Origin of the sequence: Bittarella massiliensis (ex Durand et al. 2017) (assembly GCF_017566145.1) — a bacterium.
In the GTDB taxonomy this organism is placed as follows: domain Bacteria; phylum Bacillota; class Clostridia; order Oscillospirales; family Ruminococcaceae; genus Bittarella; species Bittarella massiliensis_A.
Window position 1 is genome coordinate 1 of record NZ_JABFCL010000417.1, and the last position, 208, is coordinate 208.

Here is a 208-nt window from a genome sequence, read left to right on the forward strand (position 1 = left end):
TCTTTCAGTGCATTGAGCAGAAGAGCTGCGGACGCGCCCAACAGGTTTGACGTCTTGCCGGTAATCATACGCCCGTCGTGCAGCTGGAGTGCCGCTGCCGGGCCGCCTGTCTCCTGGGCCCGCTGCAATGCGGCGTTCACGACCGGACGGTCACGGACCGTGATGCCGGCCTGGTTCATCAGCATCTCTATCTTGTAAGCCTCGTCGT

1 protein-coding gene is annotated in these 208 nt (G+C 62.0%); it reads right to left on the minus strand.

Going from position 1 to position 208, the window contains the following annotated elements; all coding sequences use genetic code 11:
* Positions 1–208: DUF1846 family C-terminal domain-containing protein (locus HJY11_RS14885; RefSeq protein WP_208076602.1), on the minus strand; the 208-nt coding region annotated here is incomplete at both ends.